This is a genomic window from Peptoanaerobacter stomatis (genome assembly GCF_000238115.1).
GTDB classification, from domain to species: Bacteria; Bacillota; Clostridia; order Peptostreptococcales; family Filifactoraceae; genus Peptoanaerobacter; species Peptoanaerobacter stomatis.
This window is the reverse complement of sequence record NZ_JH414555.1, coordinates 25,026-41,974: the sequence shown is the minus strand read 5'-3', so window position 1 is coordinate 41,974 and position 16,949 is coordinate 25,026. Positions and strand designations below refer to the sequence as shown.

The following is a 16,949-nucleotide window of genomic DNA, read 5'->3' as shown; positions in this document are numbered from 1 at the left end:
ATAGTTTCGGTTTTCACAGAACGATATAATTGTCCTTTTTTATGCTTGGACTTGCTTTTGTATAGCAATATGTCGCCATTACAAACATCCAAATAGTCAATATAACAAATCAGTAGTTTTCAAGTTAAGAGGACTTTTTACGCCAAAGTGTAGAAGTCCTCCTTTTTTATTCTCAAAAAGCAAAACAGAGAACAGGAAAAGGAGGATAACTAAGTGGCAAAGAAAGAATATTACCTTTATGTGAAAGGGAAAGCCGTACCTGTAAGCGAAGAAGTCTACAAAGCCTACTGGAAGATAACAGAACATGAAAAGTATCTTCAAAGAAAAGACTGGAAACATAATGTTCTGTCATTTTCAGCACTGGATCACGACGGACACTTTGTAGATAACATCATAGATGAAAAAATAGACTTAGAAAAAATTGTAGAAGTAAAAATGCAAATTGAAGAGCTTCATAGAGCATTAAATACGCTAACAAGAGAAGAAAGAGAGTTAATGGAAGCCATCTTCTACAGAGAAGAAAGTCTAAGGTCAATCAGTAGAAAAGAAAAAGTAAGCTATCAAGCAATCGGAAAAAGTAAGAATGTTGTAGCGGAAATTATTTTGCATCCATCTACAAAAGGATGATAAAGCAAAGAAGGTTTGCTGCTTTTTCTTCTATTGACGGATAAGCCTCTTCTCCAAAAGCACTTTGATAGATGGAGTCGATGATTCCCTTTAATAGACCTTTTCCTTTTTCTTTTCCAAATATATCAGATGTTTCCGAATAGGACATTTTAGAGATTAGATTTCTGCATTCTTCATAAGTGAGTTTATACACTTCACTGGAACTTAAATTCGGTTTGGTGATAGTTTGGTGCTCATAGTCATTCAAGCATCTCTAATGCGAGTAAATATCTCTTCACGACTTCAAGAACCTTTTCGGCATCAAGATTAAGTACACCCGCTATGATATTTGACTGTATTTCCACTACTCTGTTGAGAGCAGCTAATCTTCTCTCATTTACTGCATACCCTTGTACAATATAATCTTTTAAAATTTTATTAGCCCAACGCCTAAATTCAACTCCTCGTGCTTATTTTACTCTATATCCGACTGAGATGATAATCATGTCGAGATTGTAGTATTCGACAGATCTTTTTACTTCTCTGGCACCTTCCTTTTGAACTGTCCAATTCTTCTTTAAGTGCATTATTGATAGTTTACCTATAGTCTTTATATCTCGTTCGAATAAAATTGCCAGTTGGTTTCGATTTAGCCAGACGGTTTCTTTATCCGGCGTTACTTCTACAGGAAGTTCTAATTCACCATTTTTATATATTTTAGGTTTACAATATAAGTGCAACACTTAATAAAAAAATAATGACTCAGAAAACAAAAACTTGTATAATAGAGTTTACCACAACAAATAATACAAGGAGTTGATATTTCATGAGTCATTACACTCATCTTAGCATAGAAGAAAGAGAAAAGTCAAGAGTTATGTTGGAGCAAGGTATAAGTATACGTGCTATAGCACGTATACTTAGTCGCTCACCTTCTACCATATCTCGTGAATTCTCTCATAATTGCTATGCTAACAGCTCTTATGCCGCTCATCATGCTCAAAAAAAGTATCTTAAAAGAAAATCTAATTGCGGTAAGAAACCTATCTTACAATTAAACGAGCAAGTTAAAAACTATGTTATTGATAGACTTAACTTAATGTGGACTCCTGAGCAAATATCAGGTAGAGCAAAGTTAGAAAAACAAACTTTTAGTATTTCATATAACACTATTTATAGAGCTGTCCATTCAGGTATTTTACCTATAGATATAAAGAAGAGAGTGAGGAGGTGGAGTTTTGGACAGTTGAAGAATTTAGTAGGTTCGTAGTAGCTGTTGAAGACAAACCGCATTCAAGCTTGGCATTTAGAATTCTCTTTTGAGGAGGACTCAGATTAGTAGAAATGTTGGTGTTGACAGTAAAAAGACTTCAACTTTGATGATAATACGATCAATATCAACAAGTCTTATCAGAGGATTGACCAAAAAGATATTATCACAACGCCTAAGACGCCAAAAACGGTAAGAGTAGTTTCAATGCCCAAGACTGTTATGGAAGAGGCTCAAAACTTAATCGCTTGCACTTATGGAGTTGGAAAAGAAGATAGGGTATTTACTTTCAGCAAATCATTTTTACATCACGAGATGAAAAGAGGATGCAAAGCTACAGGAGTGAAAAAGATAAAGGTTCATGCGTTAAGGCATTCTGCAATATCACTGTTGATAGAAAAAGGATTCAGTGTTGTGGATATTGGTAACAGGGTCGGGCACGAATCATCAGAAATTACTTTCAGATATGCTCATATGTTTCCTAATAAACAGCAAGAAATGAGAGAAATGTTGGATGAGGTTATAGAAGATGTTTAGAAGCAAGTCATCAAGAGAGACAATGCGACAAATGGCTAAAAGAACGGAAAAAGAAGGAAGCTTATTCAGAAGTAGAGATTTTTATAAAACAGTTTTCACATCTGAAGAAAGAGATATTGGAAGGCTTAAAACGAGGTGATGGAAAGTCGATCTTTAAAAATCTAAATAAGCATTCTAAGAGTTTACACGACATACAGAAAGAACTTGCAGGAGAACACAATAAGTTACAGTAGAAGCGTAGCGAATTTGATAGGCTTAAAGCAAACATAGATCAGTATCTTGGACGAAACGAGAAACCTAAAAAAAGCATTATTCAGCAGATAAAAAGAGAATCTGACAAAACTCCGGAAGTAAAACTAAAATCTCGAACAAAAGATATGGAACGATAGAGGTGATGCACATGGTGAATGAAAATTTGTCGTGTGCACTCTTTTTTTGAGGATTTTGTCTCAATCTTTTGGGGATAAATAGAGTTATAACTATATTTTAACTTGACTTTATGTTATAATTGTAAAAGGTTTTTATATATTCGTGGAAGGTAGGTTCATTATGAAAGCTAATTATAAAAAACTGTGGCATATTCTGCTGGACAGGAATATGAAGAAGAAAGAATTGGCAGAACTTGCGGATGTCAGTACATACACGATAAATAAGCTTAATAAAAATGAGAATGTTACTGTGGAAGTTCTTGGGAAGATCTGTAAAGCATTGGATTGTAGCTTGGATGATATTATGGAATTTGAGGAGGATGATGAATAAATAATGGCTGTCAAAAACAATACAAATATAGGTTTTGAAAAGCAAATTTGGGATGCAGCTTGCGTTCTTTGGGGGCATATTCCTGCGGCAGAATACAGAAAGGTTATCATAGGTCTTATTTTTCTTCGTTACATATCCAGTGCCTTTGAAAAACGCTATGAAGAACTTTTAAAAGAAGGCGATGGTTTTGAAAATGATAGAGATGCATATGCAGAAGAAAATATTTTCTTTGTGCCGGAAGAAGCACGTTGGAGTAAGATTTCTTCCGCTGCACACACACCTGAAATTGGCACAGTAATTGATGACGCCATGAGAGCGATTGAAAAGGAAAATGTAAGTTTAAAAAATGTTTTACCCAAGAATTATGCCAGCCCTGATTTGGATAAGAGAGTATTGGGAGAAGTCGTTGACTTATTTACTAACGAAGTAAAAATGGATGGGACAGATGCCAGTAAAGATTTACTTGGTAGGACATATGAATATTGTATTGCTCAGTTTGCTGCCTATGAAGGAACAAAGGGTGGTGAATTTTATACACCTTCAAGTATTGTGAAGACGATTGTTGCCATACTCAAACCATTTAATAATTGTCGTGTGTATGATCCGTGTATGGGTAGTGGAGGTATGTTTGTACAAAGTGAAAAATTTGTACAGGCTCATAGCGACAATCGAGGAAATATTTCTGTTTATGGACAGGAATCTAATGCAGACACGTGGAAGATGGCGAAAATGAATATGGCAATAAGAGGAATTGATGCCAATTTCGGTTCTTATCATGCCGATACATTTTTTAATGACATCCATAAAACCTTAAAATCGGATTTCATTATGGCAAATCCACCATTTAATCTTTCTAACTGGGGTGCAGATAAATTAAAAGATGATGTTAGGTGGAAATATGGAACTCCGCCATCGGGAAATGCAAACTATGCGTGGATACAACACATGATTCACCACTTAGCACCTAATGGGAAAATAGGCTTAGTACTCGCTAATGGGGCATTATCATCCCAATCTTCCGGAGAAGGGGAAATAAGAAAAAAGATTATAGAAGATGATCTCGTTGAAGGGATTGTTGCTTTGCCAACGCAATTATTTTATAGTGTAACCATCCCTGTGACCTTATGGTTCATTACTAAAAATAAAAACAAAAAGGAAAAACTCTATTTATTGATGCCAGAAAAATGGGATATATGGTTGATAGAAAACATAGAGACTTTACGGAAGGTATACAAGAAGATGGAAGCCTTGGAGATATTGACTTATTAGCGAAAACCTTTGAAGATTTTCAAAATGGAGAATTAGAGGAGAAAAAGGGATTTTCTGCCATAGCTACAATAGGAGATATAGCAAAACAAGATTATATCTTAACTCCCGGTCGATATGTAGGCATTGAAGAGCAAGAAGATGACGGAGAGCCTTTTGAAGAAAAGATGACAAGACTGACCTCAGAGCTTTCTGTTATGTTTAAAAAGTCTCATGAACTGGAAGAGGAAATCAGAAGGAAACTGGGGGCGATTGGGTATGAAATATAATTGGAGCAATAAAAAAACTATCCGAAATTGCTCATATCAATCCTAAAGAAAGTATTGGTAAAGGTATTATGGCTAAAAAAGTACCAATGGATAAATTGCAACCGTTTTGTAGGGATATTTCGGAATTCATTTTGGAAGAGTATAAAGGTGGAGCCAAATTTAGAAATGATGACACGATAATGGCAAGAATAACACCTTGTTTAGAGAATGGGAAAATTTCAAAGGTTTCTGTTTTGGATGATGATGAAGTTGGTTTTGGCTCAACTGAATATATTGTTTTTCGTGCCATTGAAGGTATTAGTGATGCTGACTTTCTGTATTATTTGATTTGTAGCCCATTGGTTCGTAATCCAGCAATTAAATCTATGGTGGGGTCATCGGGTCGCCAAAGAGTACAAACCGATGTAGTTGCTGATTTGGATATAGAGTTGCCTCATATCGAAGAGCAAAGAAAAATTGGAAGTATATTAAGGTCTCTTGATGACAAAATAGCGTTGAATAATGCGATAAACAATAATTTAGAACAGCAAGCAATGGCACTTTTCAAATCTTGGTTCATTGATTATGAACCTTACAATAGAACAGTTCCCAATAATTGGGTTGAATACAAGTTGAGTGATTTCTTGCCTGTAATTACTGGCAAGAAAAATGCAAATGTATCTTCATCCATTGGAACATATCCGTTTTTCAGCTGTTCTCAAGATATTACTTGGACAGACGAATACTCTTTTGAAGGCAATGCCATTCTTGTAGCTGGAAACGGAGATTTCAATGTCAAGTTCTACAATGGAAAATTTGAAGCATACCAGCGCACATATGTTTTGATTCCACACAACCCAAGATTTTCTGCTTGGTTGTTCTATGCAGTAAAATATAATCTTAATAAAATCACAGCGGCTGCTCGTGGCTCAGTTATAAAATTTATAACAAAAGGTAATCTTGAAGGCTTTTCATTTTATGCTCCATTAAATCTTGATGATTTCGATGTAATAGATCAATTCACTGCAATAAATAATATAATTGCTTCAAATCGTGAAGAAAGCACCTGTTTATCTGACCTAAGAGACACCCTTTTACCTAAATTGATGTCCGGCGAGTTGGATGTCTCAAACATTGACCTCTAAGCTACTAAATTATTGTTTATCTTACAGAAGGAGTCGTAAATATGAAAGAAATAATATTTAATAAAGATGAAATAGAAAATTATGGAAAAGAGATAACTTCTGTAAGTTCATTTATTAAAAAAGTAAATGAAATAAAAAATGATTTGTATGGGAGCAATGAGGAATTGTTTTTTAGGGGGCAAAAAACTGATTTCTGGGATGTTATTCCAAGCATTTTTAGAGGTAATTTTTTAAGTGTAGAACATACTTTGATGCAAGTATCTCTATTAAAAGCACCGTATGAATTTATTTCTATAAATAATGATTTTGAAATCATGACGAAATACCAACATTATGGAATGTGCACAAGATTGTTGGATTTAACTACGAATCCGCTAGTGGCTCTATACTTTGCTTGTGAAGAATATGGTGATGTATGTTATAAAGGAATTGAAGATGAAGAGGATACTAAAACACAAGAAGCGAACGGTGTAATATTTTTTAATAAGAAATATGCCGTATCTACAAATGAAATAAATATAAAAGTCATATCCTCTTTATCTCAGATAGATTTGTCAAATGATAATACTCTTAGTCCATATTGAGAAAACTTACAGAACGGCAAGCTATATCAAAAGAGTTAGAAGAAAGATGGAAATTAAAAGAACATTACGAAGAATTTATAAATATTATTCAGAATAATTATATTGTTACTCCACCATACAACAATGAAAGATTATCAAGACAATGCGGAATGTTTTTATTGGCAGGATGCTTTAATTTTGTTTATACAGAGTCTATTAGTAAGTCCAGTATAGAAAAAGGATATAAAGATTTACGAGATGAATTTGATAGAAAATTTTTCTATATTTCTGGGGAGAATAAGAAGGCAATATTAGAGGAATTAGATACTTATAATATAAATGAGGCAACTTTATTTCCTGAATTAGAGCATCAATTGAGTTATATAAAAAATAAAAAGAATGCTAAAACAAAGGCTTCATCAGAATTTATAAAATTTGATCCTAATGATATAAAACAACAAGTAATAAAAACAGATATTGAAATAAACGGCAACATAATAAAAGATGAGAGTTTCAAAGATGCTGTCATTAAAGATTTAAGCGAAAAATATCATTTCGATCTGCAAAAAATATGGGAATTGGTGGAAGAATGGGTTTCAATAATTGATTGGAATAGACAAGAGTCTGTAATAAGTAGATTTAGGGTGAGCGTTCAAAAAGTATTACTGAAAAATGGATTCGATAAAGAACATGCAAAGAATGAATCTGAGTACATCAGTGATAAAATTATAAAGATAGCAAGTGAATTATCGGAGAGGAGTGAAAAATAGTGTCGAAATTTTTCGTAGAAGCAGATTATGAAAATTCAATAATAGAATTATTCCAAAATAATTTGGGATATGAGTATGTATATGGACCTGATATTGAAAGGGATTTTTACAGTCCATTATATGAAGATGTTCTGGTTGAATCTCTATATCGTTTGAATATAGGAGTACCAGATGATGCCATTCAGGAAGCATTATATAAACTTAAAAACTTTGAAAACGGTGAGCTTGTACAGAAAAACTATATATTTATGGATTATCTTCAAAATGGGATTCCTGTAAGATTTTTTGTAGGTGGCGAGGAGCATTCTGCTATTGTCTACCTTGTCGATTATAAAAATCCTAACAACAACTCGTTTATAGTTGCTAATCAGTGGACATTCATTGAGAACAGTAACAAACGTCCGGATGTAATTCTATTTTTGAACGGATTGCCAGTAGTTTTAGTTGAGCTCAAATCTCCTTCTCGTGAAGAAACGGATGCATCAGAAGCGTATAGACAGCTTCGTAATTATATGCAGGAAATTCCGTCTATGTTCATATATAACGTTATCTGTGTTATGAGCGATCAGCTGACATCTAAAGCGGGGACTATTACTTCCGGTGAAGACCGCTTTATGGAGTGGAAGACAAAAGACGGTAATTATGAAAATACACAGTATGCTCAGTTTGACACTTTCTTTGAGGGAATGTTTCAAAAAGAAAGACTGCTTGATATTATCAAGAACTTTATTTGCTTTTCAAATGAGGGGGTTAACACATTTAAAATTCTTTCCGGATATCACCAATATTTTGCGGTAAGAAAAGCGATTGAATCTACAAAGCATGCTACAATTACCGACGGTAAAGGCGGCGTTTTCTGGCATACTCAGGGAAGCGGTAAATCACTTTCTATGGTGTTCTATGCTCATTTATTGCAGGAAGCATTAGATAGTCCTACTATTGTTGTGCTTACTGACCGAAATGACCTTGATGACCAGCTTTATGGACAGTTTGCAAAGTGTAAGGACTTTTTAAGACAAGAACCGTTACAGGCAGAAAGTAGAGAAAATCTCAAAACTCTGCTTGCCGGCAGACAGGCAAACGGTATAATCTTTACTACTATGCAAAAATTCGAGGAATCTAACGAGCCTTTGTCTGAACGCCATAATATTATAGTTATGGCTGATGAAGCACATAGAGGTCAATATGGACTTGCGGAAAAGATTAAGATTACAAAGAATGAAGATGGTGACGAAGTGGCAAAGCGTGTTATTGGCACAGCAAGAATTATTCGTAATACGCTTCCAAATGCTACATATATTGGATTTACCGGCACACCTATTTCATCAAAGGATCGTAGTACCCGTGAAGTCTTTGGTGATTATATTGACATATATGATATGACACAAGCAGTTGAAGATGGAGCAACACGTCCGGTTTATTATGAGAGCCGTGTAATTAAGCTCAATCTTGATGAAACTACCTTGGAATTAATTGATGCTGAATATGATTTGATGGCTCTTAATGCTGATGAGGAAGTTATTGAAAAGAGCAAGAGAGAGCTTGGTCAGATGGAAGCAGTTCTTGGAAATGATAACACTATTAATTCTTTGGTTTGTGATATTCTTGAGCACTATGAGAATAATAGAGAGAATTTGCTTACAGGTAAGGCGATGATTGTTGCATATTCTCGTCCTATTGCCATGAAGATTTACAAGCGAATATTAGAACTTCGTCCGGATTGGACTGAGAAAGTAGGTGTTGTTATGACCTCCGGTAACAATGACCCGGAAGACTGGAGACAGATTATTGGTAATAAACATCATAAGAATGAGCTTGCAAAGAAATTCAAAGATAACGACAGTCCTATGAAGATTGCGATTGTTGTTGATATGTGGTTGACCGGATTTGATGTTCCGTCTCTTGCTACGATGTATGTTTACAAGCCTATGTCTGGACACAATCTTATGCAGGCAATCGCCCGTGTAAATCGTGTATTCAGAGATAAGGAAGGTGGGCTTGTTGTTGACTATGTAGGAATAGCTACTGCTCTGAAGCAAGCAATGAATGATTATACCTCCCGTGATAAGAAGAACTACGGCGATACAGATGTTGCTAAGGTTGCTTATCCGAAGTTCTTGGAAAAACTGTCTGTTTGCCGTGACAAATTCCACGGATATGATTATTCCAAGTTCCAAAACGGCACAGACCTTGAAAGAGCAAAGACTATCAGCGGTGCTGTCAACTTCATTATGGGCAGAGAAAAAGTTGATGATAAGGATTCCTTCGTAAAAGAAGCCCTTATGCTTCATCAGGCTCTTTCCCTTTGTTCTTCATTAGTTGATGAAGATAGTAGATTTGAGGCAGCATTCTTTGAGGCTGTTAGAGTTCTTGTTCTAAGACTTGCCAATACTGGTGTTGGCAAAAAGATTTCCTTGCCGGAAATGAATGCAAGAATAAATGAACTTTTGAAACAGAGTATTAAAAGTGATGGGGTAATAAATTTGTTCTCAGATATCAAAGAGGAGTTTTCTTTGTTTGACCCAAAATTTCTTCAGGAAGTCGCAAATATGAAAGAGAAGAATCTTGCGGTTGAACTATTGAAAAAGTTGATTGCAGAACAGGTTTCTGTTTATCGCAGAACAAATATTGTAAAATCTGAAAAGTTCAGCGAGATTATGCAGCGTTCTCTTAATTCTTATCTTAACGGTATGCTTACTAATGAGGAAGTCATAGAAGAAATGTTAAAGTTAGCAAAACAGATTGCAGCAGCACATCAAGAGGGAGATAAATTAGGACTAACTTCTGATGAACTTGCTTTCTACGATGCCTTAACAAAACCACAGGCAATCAAGGACTTTTATGAAAATGAAGAGCTGATTGCAATAACAAAAGAATTAGCAGATACTCTACGTAAGAATAAGACTATTGATTGGCAGAAGCGTGAATCAGCGAGAGCTAAAATGCGTATGCTAATCAAAAAACTTTTGAAAAAACATAAATATCCGCCTGAAGGAATGGATGATGCCGTTCAGGTTGTTATGACGCAGTGCGAACTTTGGACTGATAATTATAACTTTGAGGAAAAAGGCAATGTTTATTCGTATAATAATCATGCCGATAGAACATTGTTATTAGTAGCAGAAGATAGAGAGAGGAATATAATTGATTAGTTTTAATCTTTGTAAACGTGTATGGTGAAAGAGGATAAATGATGGCAAAAGGAATAATATATTTAATGACTACAGTCGTTTCCGGTCTTATCAAGATTGGTAAGACTGGAAATAACCAATTTGAAAATAGAATGAGATTTTTAGAGAGCAATGGATATGCCAATATCACAGGATTAAAAAGGGAGTTTGCTATAGAAGTAGATGGATATGATGAGAAAGAAAAACTTATTCATGACATCTTTAGTAAAAGTAGAATTGTAGGTACTGAACTATTTGCGTTAGATATAGAAATCGCAAAGTCTTTATTATCATCTTTAGACGGTAAACAAATTTATCCTAAAGATAAAAGTAAAAAAGAAGTGTTCAAAGAATCTACAGAAGAGATAAAACTTAAAACAGAGAGTGGATTTGTTCCGGATGGGGAGTATGTATTAAATCGTAATATAAAAGGTTTCGGAAAAGTAAATGGAAAAGCTATAGTTAAAGATGGAGTATTCACAGTATTAAAAGGAAGTTTTTGTGGTAATACCGGCAAAGGATATATACCATATATCAGAAGAAATGCAAAAATAAAAGATAATATTTTACAAGAAGATATTGTATGTATGAATCCGTCAAGTGCCGGTTGGATAGTTATTGGTAAATCTAATAATGGATGGGTAGAATGGAAAGACTTACAAGGTAATCTTATTGAAAAATATAGAGATAAAGAAAAGTAGTTGATAAAGATATGCTTGCTATTTGATCGTGTAAAACAGCGATCTGATAAAAGAAATTATTGCACTTGGACAAACATATCGTCAAGAAATAGCAGATCATTTTAATCAGCTTGATGAAGATAGAAGAAGACTTGTTGTTTGTGGAGATATTAAACGATGGAATCAGCTTTTGGTGGAAACAGCACATGATTTAGGAGTTATCACAAACGGAGAATTTGCTATATTTCAGAATGCAGGATATATGGGTTTGTATCGTTGATTAGATGTTGAAGATATACATGATAAAATTGGAATAGAAGTAACAAATATGTTTTCACAAATAAACTTTTGAAAATACAATGTTTTATTGATTTATAAAAACGAAAAAAACTCCGTGATACTATTTTGATATTAATACTAATATTACCCCAAATAGATACCATGTTCAAATCTCTTAAAGTTATACTTTTGAGTATATCTTGTTTGAAAGGTATTATATCTTATTTTTCTATTTTGCAGCGTCATTTTATAGAAGTTTAGTACAAAAAACCAGAAAGTATATTTCAAAGGGAGTTTGTTACATTGAGCAAGTTTATGAGCGATACTTATTTATCTAAGAGCAATAAGGTGATAAATTATTTAGAAAGCCTTCCATCATTTTGGTGGAAGGCTTTTGTGCAAATAATGATAGGTAAATTTATAATATTTATAAGGAGGAAGATTATAAATGAGTTACACAATCTCTTTGTTTTCTGTTAGTACAAAACAGAAAGAACAGCAGTCAGCACAACCTGATTTCTTTGAAAAGGAGGAGAATTTGGGAAAATTCACACCGGAACAACGATCAGAACTGGAAAACCGTTTATTGAAATATCAGTATAAACAGGTAGGGAATACCAACGATGGGAAAAGATTTGAACATGATGATTTTGGAGAAGCATTCCTGACAGACAGGGGGTTGTATTTTTTAACTTCAAACGACTTTGATTGTATTTTTGAAGTAGGAATGACAGCATCTGAATTTACGGATACCGGTGAGTTTGCTAAATATGATGTGCAGACAGGAGGATGGGAAGAGATATAGCGCTGCTAAATGTTGAGAGAGTGGAGGTATGTTTGCTCAGCTTACTAAAAAAATTATAGATAAATCCAGGTTTTTAGATATAATAGTACTTTAATATTAAAGATAAAATGAGTGAAATAAATAAATCAATAGTAGGAGAGAGTATTTCAATGAGTGAAAATATAGTAATTGATTTGAAACAATACTTGATTGAACTAATTGAACATCTACGTAATGAAAATATTATTGCTCATATGAGAGTAGATGATTTAGATAGTCAAACCTTTAATAGCCTTGTTATTTTATTAAGGAATTCGCTCAAAGAAGAATATCCAAAAACAAAGCTAAAACGAACTATGAAAAGCATTCATTACGCAAACGGTTTTAGTGACTTGTCGTTAAAACAAAGTGCTTTTTTACTTGATGAGGTTGAACAGTATCTAAGTATCAATAAATTTCTTGATCACGATAAGTCGGTTGAATACTTTAATAAGCGGATTATATCTGATGGATTTGAAATAAAACAGGAAAGTTTAGTTTGGGTTATGTTAGAGAGCTTACTTTGTTGTAAGAAGAAATCTAAATAATTATGTATAAATTCAAGTTTGTTAGGAGCGAAAAATTATGGATCTATTAGAATATATCAAAGGAAATAAAAAACTAAACATGTTACTTATGCATGAGTGTGATATTTATTTTTATAAGCAAAGTCAAAAAACTCATTTTTTGAGTAATCATGAAATATATTCCATACCATGCGAGGCATTTGCGCAGGATGGTAGCGGCGGAGAGTTTGTTTTTTTGAATGATAGCAGTATAGGATTTATCAGTAGCGAAGGAGAGGTCGGGAGAATTGCAGATAACTTAGAAGGACTTCTAACTTTTTTGCTACATGCCGGAAATATTTTTGATTTTAACTGTAAACTCCTTTATCAAAATCAAAACTTACTAAAAAAATATTGTGACGGATATATATCAAAAATAAGAAAAAGCTATACGGCTGAGAACAAAGATTGGGACATGATTCGCTCTGACATTGCCAAAGAGTTAAATCTTCCTTTTAATCCTAACAAATTAGCAGATTTAGCAATGAATTTTTATCAAGCAGCTACAAGAAATCCATATTTTTCTTGTAAATATACTGATGGTGAAAATGAGTATATTTGTGATTCTGTGCTTTCAGATATTGTAGGCTTATGGGTAACAGAACTTACAGGCATGACTAAAGAAGAAATTGAGATTAGTAGTAACAATCCAAACTTTAGGAATTAGCAGATTTGAATCTATAGAGGTACACTAAAATGAAAAATGTTGTTATATATGTTCATGTTAAAGGTGGTTACTGCAGAAGAATAAAATCGCTATAGGGAATTTTTGGATGACAGTTTTGAAGTAATTGGATTTGATTATAAATCAGAAAAACTTTGGGATACAATAATAGAGTTTAGTAATTATTTTAATTCCAATCATTTCTAAATATAATAAAGTTTATTTAATTGCTAATAGCATTGGAGAATATTTTTCGTTGATATCTTTATCAGATTCTCTTTAAATTCACGGAATTTCTTTATCAATTTATTGAGAAAGGTAAATAATTTTATTGAAAAAATGTGGAATTTATTGTAATAAAGGAAATTATGTAGTATTATGTAGTATAATATAATATATTTTTATTAAAAGTGTAGGTTTCATCTCTATAAAATTTATAATATTTATGCGATATGACAATATGAGTTGTTCAAACTGAGAAATTGTAAATAGCGATTATTTCAATTGTTAAAACTTGGTTTTATCTTTTAATAATGTTTATAAATGAAAGGAGTGATCTTTATGTTGCGAGGTATTATTGAACAAAAAGAAATTTCTAAGGAAAGATTTGAAGCAAAACAAGATCAAATTCAGAAGCAGGCTTTGAAGCGTTTTATTGAAAACGATTCTAAAAGGAGTTCTAATCTTGAAAAAATTGATATTAAAGATAATACTCTGAAATCAAGAAGAAAGTTGCTTAATGATTATGATTCGATTGCCATGGAGCGTATCATGGGGAAAAGTGATCTCTTCCCGATTTCATACTTACAGATGGGAACCAATTCAGGAAATTCTATTTGTCGCATTCAGATTCGTGATGATAAGGGAAGTTTTATTGGCTCCGGAACAGGATTTTTGGTTTCGGAAAATGTACTGATGACAAATAATCATGTTATTGATAGTATGAGGACTGCTCTAAATTCTATTGCCGAGTTTAATTATCAAGATGATGTAAACTTCATGCCTTGTCCTACATATACTTTTCGTCTAAATCCTGAACAGTTTTTTGTTACGGACGAGGAACTTGATTTTACTCTGGTTGCACTTAAAGACAATCCTTCAAGTGATAAACAGCCTAAAGATTTTGGGCATCTTCATCTAATTGCTGAAGAGGGAAAAATTCTCGAAGGAGAATATGTTTCTATCATTCAACATCCAAACGGAGGACCAAAGGCAGTTACTATTAGGGAAAATAAGGTAAGCTCTATTTTAGATGACTTCATACACTACCTAACAGATACTGAGCCTGGCTCTTCAGGTTCACCGGTATTCAATGATCAATGGATTGTTGTAGCTCTTCATCACTCAGGAGTGCCAGATCCTAATAAAAAGAATACATGGATTGCAAATGAGGGAATTCGCATCAGTTCCATTTCAAATTATTTTGCAAAGAAATTCAATAATTTTAATGCGGGAGAAAAAATGTTCATTCGGGAAATTTTTCCAAACTTGGATATTTGTGGTGAGCCTAATCCTTCTGATCCCATTCCTTCCAAAATAGATGTGGGATACGACAGTACTTTTCTTGGTTTAGATTACAAAGTTGAACTTCCAGGGCTTTCTGAGGAGATGAAGAAAGATGTCTCTTATATGGATAATGGAAGTTATGTTTTGGATTATACGCATTTTTCAATCGTGATGTGTCGTTCACGTTGTCTTGCTTATTTCACAGCTGTAAATATAGATGGAAATCAAGCTAAAAATATAAAAAGGAGTGGAGATAGTTGGAACTTTGATCCAAGGATTCCTAAAGATGCCCAGTATGGAGATGAGCTATATGTCAAAAATGATTTAGATCGTGGTCACTTGGTAAGAAGATTGGATCCTGTTTGGGGAGATAAGGCTATTCAGGCAAATAATGATACTTTTCATTTTACAAACAGCTCACCTCAGCACAAAAACTTAAATCAAAAGATTTGGCTCGATTTAGAAAATTATATTTTAAAAAATGCACAAAATCACAATCTGAAGGTTTCTGTTTTCACCGGTCCTGTATTTAGAAGTGACGACATGATTTATCGTGAAAAATTTAAGATACCGGCAGAATTTTGGAAAGTTGCAGTCATGATTAAGGACGATGGAAAAATGTCTGCTACTGCTTACCTTCAAACTCAGAAAAATATGATTGAAAACCTTGAATTTGCATATGGAGAATACAAAACATATCAAGTTCCGGTTGCTCGCATAGAAGAAATTACAGGCTTGGACTTTGGTGAACTATCACAATATGATCCGATTGCAAACATTGAATCAGCAGGTATGGTAATTGGAGCACCAGAACATATCAAGTTGTAAAAAGGAGGATATCATATGATTAAGGTATTTTATAGACAAAGAAGGTTTATGAAGGGAGATAAAGCTGGCGAACCGCTTACAACGGGCTGGTTACCTCCTCTTCCTGATATGAGAGACTATTCAAATGAACACCCTGTTATCTCTGAGATTTCTATGAAACTTGGCATAAAGGGATCAGACAAAACAAAAACTGAAAAAAAACTTTCAAGTCGTGTAGATCTTAGAAAATGGTGTTCACCTGTGGAAGACCAGCTTAGTTTGGGTTCTTGTACAGCAAATGCTGTTGTTGGAATGGTGGAATACTTTCAAAAAAGAGCATACGGAAGACATATTGAAGGTTCAAGATTATTTGTGTATAAAGCAACGAGAAAGCTAATGCTCTCAACTGGAGACTCAGGAGCTTGGCTTCGTTCGGCGATGGGTGCTCTCGTATTGTTTGGAGTACCTGATGAAAAATATTTTCCGTACACATTTGATGGAGAAAATGTAAATCCGGATTGGGACATTGAACCAGATGCTTTCCTTTATTCTCTTGCAAATCACTACTCTGCTATTAACTATTTCTGTCATGATCCGTTGGGTAAAAAAACATCGAAAAAAGATGTTTTAAGAAACGTAAAGACATATTTAGCAGCAGGAATTCCGTCTGCATTTGGTTTTTTTGGATTCCCATCTTTTGAAAATTCCGATGCCCCCGGTTCGATTCCTTATCCTTGTAAAAATGAACAGGCGGAATGGGGACATGCCGTTATGGCAGTGGGCTATGATGACAATAAAGTTATTATTAATACAAGCAGTAATGAGAAAACAAAAGGAGCCATCATGATACGAAATTCATGGGGAAGCACTTGGGGGCAAGATGGTTATGGATGGATTCCATATGACTATGTATTGGATGGTCTTGCAGAAGATTTTTGGTCTATTCTTTCGATGGAATGGATAGATACAGAACAATTTGGATTATTACGTTAATTAAAGGAAACTATTTTTATAGCTTTATCGGTATATTGTCTTAATCAGATATTATAAAGTTAAGTAAAATTATATCTGCTGGCTTATATGTAGTCAGCAGATTTTTGTATATTATATTGGTTGAATTTTTTAAGGTGTTGTGTCATAATAATAAAAGTTAAAATACAAAGAACAGTGAGTCGTAAATAATTAATATACATATTAATAATTACAGTGATGATTCTATATTGCTATTAAAATTAAATATTTAGTAAAAAAAGCTTGATAGCTTGAAATTATGACCGTTAAACCTTGATA

The 16,949-nt window shown here is 33.7% G+C and carries 16 protein-coding genes and 1 pseudogene; 16 read left to right on the top strand and 1 reads right to left on the bottom strand.

Annotated features, from left to right (window positions below):
- Positions 1 to 213: 213 nt before the first annotated feature.
- Complete coding sequence (locus tag HMPREF9629_RS07235; protein WP_009525726.1) at positions 214 to 627, top strand: sigma-70 RNA polymerase sigma factor region 4 domain-containing protein; 414 nt, start codon at positions 214 to 216, stop codon at positions 625 to 627.
- Here HMPREF9629_RS07235 and HMPREF9629_RS12245 read toward each other — a convergent pair.
- Complete coding sequence (locus tag HMPREF9629_RS12245; RefSeq protein ID WP_242822029.1) at positions 614 to 820, bottom strand: hypothetical protein; 207 nt, start codon at positions 818 to 820, stop codon at positions 614 to 616. The genes HMPREF9629_RS07235 and HMPREF9629_RS12245 overlap by 14 nt on opposite strands.
- 612 nt (positions 821 to 1,432) lie before the next feature.
- On the opposite strand from HMPREF9629_RS12245, the gene HMPREF9629_RS07225 reads away from it, so the two are divergent.
- The 15 genes and pseudogenes from HMPREF9629_RS07225 (at position 1,433) to HMPREF9629_RS07155 (ending at position 16,652) form a co-directional block, all read left to right on the top strand.
- Positions 1,433 to 1,876: an IS30 family transposase gene (locus tag HMPREF9629_RS07225; RefSeq protein WP_009525725.1), complete on the top strand. Its 444-nt coding sequence runs from the start codon at positions 1,433 to 1,435 to the stop codon at positions 1,874 to 1,876.
- A gap of 120 nt (positions 1,877 to 1,996) precedes the next feature.
- Positions 1,997 to 2,413, top strand: a complete 417-nt coding sequence (locus HMPREF9629_RS07220; RefSeq protein ID WP_207635495.1) for a tyrosine-type recombinase/integrase — start codon at positions 1,997 to 1,999, stop codon at positions 2,411 to 2,413.
- Positions 2,406 to 2,552 carry a hypothetical protein gene (locus tag HMPREF9629_RS11925; protein WP_009525723.1) on the top strand — a complete coding sequence of 49 codons (147 nt, stop codon included), beginning with the start codon at positions 2,406 to 2,408 and terminating at the stop codon, positions 2,550 to 2,552. The genes HMPREF9629_RS07220 and HMPREF9629_RS11925 overlap by 8 nt, the downstream gene beginning before the upstream one ends.
- A 410-nt stretch (positions 2,553 to 2,962) precedes the next feature.
- Positions 2,963 to 3,172 (top strand): helix-turn-helix domain-containing protein, encoded by a 210-nt coding sequence (locus HMPREF9629_RS07215; protein WP_009525722.1) that lies wholly within the window; start codon positions 2,963 to 2,965, stop codon positions 3,170 to 3,172.
- Positions 3,173 to 3,175: 3 nt separating this feature from the next.
- A pseudogene (locus HMPREF9629_RS07210) lies at positions 3,176 to 4,707 on the top strand (N-6 DNA methylase).
- Positions 4,708 to 4,775: 68 nt separating this feature from the next.
- The gene (locus HMPREF9629_RS12235; RefSeq protein WP_009525720.1) at positions 4,776 to 5,831 is read left to right on the top strand and encodes a restriction endonuclease subunit S; all 1,056 of its coding nucleotides are present in this window, start codon (positions 4,776 to 4,778) and stop codon (positions 5,829 to 5,831) included.
- Positions 5,832 to 5,872: 41 nt separating this feature from the next.
- Positions 5,873 to 6,415, top strand: coding sequence for an FRG domain-containing protein (locus tag HMPREF9629_RS11315; protein WP_009525719.1), 543 nt, complete (start codon positions 5,873 to 5,875; stop codon positions 6,413 to 6,415).
- Positions 6,412 to 7,164, top strand: a complete 753-nt coding sequence (locus HMPREF9629_RS07190) for a hypothetical protein (RefSeq protein ID WP_009525718.1) — start codon at positions 6,412 to 6,414, stop codon at positions 7,162 to 7,164. The genes HMPREF9629_RS11315 and HMPREF9629_RS07190 overlap by 4 nt, the downstream gene beginning before the upstream one ends.
- The gene (locus HMPREF9629_RS07185) at positions 7,164 to 10,316 is read left to right on the top strand and encodes a type I restriction endonuclease subunit R (RefSeq protein ID WP_009525717.1); all 3,153 of its coding nucleotides are present in this window, start codon (positions 7,164 to 7,166) and stop codon (positions 10,314 to 10,316) included. Before HMPREF9629_RS07190 ends, HMPREF9629_RS07185 begins: the two co-directional genes overlap by 1 nt.
- A gap of 38 nt (positions 10,317 to 10,354) precedes the next feature.
- Entirely contained in the window at positions 10,355 to 11,035 is a 681-nt protein-coding gene (locus HMPREF9629_RS07180) for a GIY-YIG nuclease family protein (protein WP_242822027.1), read from the top strand.
- A 706-nt stretch (positions 11,036 to 11,741) separates the two neighbouring features.
- On the top strand, positions 11,742 to 12,098 hold the full coding sequence (locus tag HMPREF9629_RS07175) for a hypothetical protein (protein ID WP_009525715.1): 357 nt from the start codon (positions 11,742 to 11,744) through the stop codon (positions 12,096 to 12,098).
- 149 nt (positions 12,099 to 12,247) lie between these two features.
- Entirely contained in the window at positions 12,248 to 12,664 is a 417-nt protein-coding gene (locus HMPREF9629_RS07170) for a hypothetical protein (RefSeq protein ID WP_009525714.1), read from the top strand.
- 37 nt (positions 12,665 to 12,701) lie between these two features.
- Complete coding sequence (locus tag HMPREF9629_RS07165) at positions 12,702 to 13,349, top strand: hypothetical protein (protein WP_009525713.1); 648 nt, start codon at positions 12,702 to 12,704, stop codon at positions 13,347 to 13,349.
- A 558-nt stretch (positions 13,350 to 13,907) separates the two neighbouring features.
- Positions 13,908 to 15,680: a DNA/RNA non-specific endonuclease gene (locus HMPREF9629_RS07160; RefSeq protein WP_009525712.1), complete on the top strand. Its 1,773-nt coding sequence runs from the start codon at positions 13,908 to 13,910 to the stop codon at positions 15,678 to 15,680.
- Between the two features lie 15 nt (positions 15,681 to 15,695).
- Entirely contained in the window at positions 15,696 to 16,652 is a 957-nt protein-coding gene (locus tag HMPREF9629_RS07155) for a C1 family peptidase (RefSeq protein ID WP_009525711.1), read from the top strand.
- Positions 16,653 to 16,949 lie beyond the last annotated feature (297 nt).